Below are 2,955 nucleotides of genomic sequence, written 5' to 3'. Positions count from 1 at the left end.
TATAAGTGTTTAAATTTAATAAGTGGCGCTAGCCTACCTTCTGGAAGGTAGGCTAGCGTTTAGTGTTGAGTAATGCCTGTAAAAAGTCAGGGAAGCATTACCGGTGTCACTGATTAGCCATAATTGGCATTTCAGTGCAATAATGTTGGTGAAGAACAGCTAAGATGTTGGTAGCCAATTTTCCTGCGCGTTGATAGGTCCGGTTGATTCAGGATTTCGAAGCGGTGTTCCATTGGCTAAACAGACCAAAACCCCCGTCAGAACGACAACCATACAAATCGTTTTGTAGACTAATTCGTTACCATTTCCTCCCTGGTGCAGGTATGAAATAACATACGGAATGAATGCTATCAACGGGCGACTACTTTGAATGGGCTGCGTAACAGTATGACTAAGCTCGTTCGTTAACCGGATCACTAATGTTGCGGTGAGGCTCACCACGACTCCAATCCACATAATCCCAGTAAGTTGACGACCGTTCGGAAGAATATCGATTAACGAGTTATGCGATAGGAAGTAAATCCCGATGAATAATCCGAACAGTATGGTATAGATCGCTTTGATTTGCTCCGTTTTCTGAACAGATACGGTTCGCATATGACTCATTTTAGTCGTCTGGATATACCGTGACTGGATCGTATCATACACTTCCAGAAACAGTTTGCTGACAGCCGCAACCAATAAGACCCAGTTGCCATTGAAAAATTGTTGCGGATTGATCGGACTAATCGTAAACGCAATCGCGCCCAGGGAGGTCAGCAGAATACCAACGATGTACAAATTCCGATTAACGATCCGATCGTTGAAAAACCAGATGGCTATCGGCACGGAGACAAGTTTTCCCAGGGCATAAAACATGATGAATAATAAGGAATTATCCATCGTCTTTAGAAAAGGTAACATTAATCCGAATCGGATGCTGCTACCTAACCCCAACGCCGTTAACGCCAATGGTTGTTTTCGATACGTTTGAACTAATGTATCTTCATTTTAAGTGGCAACGACGTGTGTTAAAAAGCGACTCAGCGATTTCTCAATGCTTGGGTAAACATAATGCAGAACGAAGAGCATTACGCACTGAAAAGCAAATAAAGCCAACCCTACATTATAATCAGCCAGTGTCATCTGGTACACCTCAAAGGCCGTTACCGAGATAAAACTTGACAGTGTAAAAATCAGGACAAGTTTAGTTTTATTCATGACTCAACTATTTTAGGTGGATTACTAAGATGACAGCATCGCCACGATCAGCATCAAATCCAATCGCTTCTAACTCACTGATCAGGGTTGAGGTGGTTTTGGTTGAAGGAGTAATATTTCGGCCATACAATCCTTCGACAAAGCCCCTGGTCCAAACCTGATTGGTCGGCAGTACTATTCGTGGAATACATTGTGGAACCTCACGTGCGAGAAAATTCAGGATGGTGTCTCCTTCGCTAGTGTCACAACCGGATGGAATAGGATAAATTCTGGTGCCCAGTCTAGAAAAGCCTTCTATCAGTTCTGGATTTTGCGAGAAGCACCCCAGATAGCCTATTCGTTTACCCGGTAAAAAGTCGCGTAAACTGGTTACTAGCCGGATTGTTGCCAGCCCCTTCTTTTGGGCTACTGGCATTAGTGCTATCTTATTTACCCAAGCGAGATATTCTCCCCTATACAGAGTGTCCGAAACCGAAAGGCTGCACATTCCTACGACTTCCTTTTCAACGACCACCATCCCAATGATATCAGCTCGTTCCAAAAGGTGGCCAACGTCCACCGTCATATTCAAGCCCGGAAATGCCTCTCGAACTACATACCGAATAGTGCTACCATACTCATTCTGAAATCTCGAGTGATCTAGTTCGTTGGTCCGAAAAAAGACCCAATTATAACGGTGATCCTTACCTACTGTCGAGGCTACGTTTGTTGGCAGGCGTCGTTTCCCCATCTGAATATGAGGACGCCTGCCCGGGCGTCGAGTCTGACCCGTCGCACCGATCTGTGGTTGCTTGTCCATGATGATGATGGCATACCTGATTCTTCATGGACGATTCGCGCTGCAGGTTCTAGGAAATACTCCGGAATATTTCGTTTTTTTGCAGTGGCCTGTCCATGAAGAAGGTCAGTAGAAGACGGGGGCTGAGTGTTGCAAGCTATCTACCCCCCGTCTTCCTACATGCCCTGTATTTATTTACGTTTAGCGGCAATCTGGCCCAAATTGAGATACGTCTACCCGCTTCAGGTGGGACTGCCTTACAAAGAAACATAAATGGCTGACAATTAGCCTATTAAGGAAAGTCACTCACTTTATACTCGATACAAAAGCTTTAGTCTGGGAGTAAAAAAAAGCGCCTATGCGCTTTAAATGGCGTTTTAGTACAATGCGTGAACAGAAAGATTACATGTTATTCCGTTCATACAAATCATAAAAACAACTAATCCATACCGCTATCCATGACGACTATACCTGTTTACTATTTACGTAGTGCTCTTTATTTTATACTAGGCCATGCAAAAACTATTGCTCATGTCGAGTATAGCGAATACATAGAAGAGCTCGACGATAATAAGATTGGTAAGTATTCAGAAGAGGAGACTATTTGGCTCGATAAGAAAAATTACCTCATCGAAAAAGGATTTGATATCACAGATCGTAAAGTCGGAAAAGTATGGAAGGCTATTCATGATTACTGGGAACCAAAGCGACCATTTACAACTGAACCGATGCAGGAAGAAAGTGAGGATTTTCTTAAATTTTTACATAAACGCCATGATGACAGGACCAAAATTCATTTAGACTGTTACGCCATTTTTACCGAATACTGTGACTTCGTTAAAGGGCAATATAAACCCAAGAAAGGCAAACCAGAGGTTCTAAAAGCAGCCGATTTTAAGATCGACAGTACCCTTGCTATCGGTGTTTGCCTTTTAGCCAAACAAACAGTACTCGATAATGCCCGAGACATTGAATTC

At 43.1% G+C, this 2,955-nt stretch carries 4 protein-coding genes; 1 reads left to right on the top strand and 3 read right to left on the bottom strand.

Going from position 1 to position 2,955, the window contains the following annotated elements:
* Positions 1-159: 159 nt before the first annotated feature.
* The 3 genes from ACOJS8_RS23280 to ACOJS8_RS23270 form a co-directional block, all read right to left on the bottom strand.
* Positions 160-882 carry a hypothetical protein gene (locus ACOJS8_RS23280; RefSeq protein ID WP_420150958.1) on the bottom strand — a complete coding sequence of 241 codons (723 nt, stop codon included), beginning with the start codon at positions 880-882 and terminating at the stop codon, positions 160-162.
* 108 nt (positions 883-990) lie between these two features.
* The gene (locus ACOJS8_RS23275) at positions 991-1,200 is read right to left on the bottom strand and encodes a hypothetical protein (protein ID WP_420150957.1); all 210 of its coding nucleotides are present in this window, start codon (positions 1,198-1,200) and stop codon (positions 991-993) included.
* 7 nt (positions 1,201-1,207) lie between these two features.
* Positions 1,208-1,999, bottom strand: a complete 792-nt coding sequence (locus ACOJS8_RS23270; protein ID WP_420150956.1) for a hypothetical protein — start codon at positions 1,997-1,999, stop codon at positions 1,208-1,210.
* Positions 2,000-2,436: 437 nt separating this feature from the next.
* Between ACOJS8_RS23270 and ACOJS8_RS23265 the strand changes: the two genes are divergently transcribed.
* On the top strand, positions 2,437-2,955 hold a 519-nt coding region (locus ACOJS8_RS23265; RefSeq protein ID WP_420150955.1), incomplete at its 3' end, for a hypothetical protein.

Source organism: Spirosoma sp. (genome assembly GCF_048594605.1).
Classification (GTDB): Bacteria; Bacteroidota; Bacteroidia; order Cytophagales; family Spirosomataceae; genus Spirosoma.
Note: the sequence above shows the minus strand (reverse complement) of the source record. Positions and strands in the feature narration are given on the sequence as shown.

Coding starts and splice junctions, on each gene's coding strand:
- ACOJS8_RS23280 (WP_420150958.1), bottom strand. CDS start 882: ATGGATAATTCCTTATTATTCATCATGTTTTATGCCCTGGGAAAACTT.
- ACOJS8_RS23275 (WP_420150957.1), bottom strand. CDS start 1,200: ATGAATAAAACTAAACTTGTCCTGATTTTTACACTGTCAAGTTTTATC.
- ACOJS8_RS23270 (WP_420150956.1), bottom strand. CDS start 1,999: ATGGACAAGCAACCACAGATCGGTGCGACGGGTCAGACTCGACGCCCG.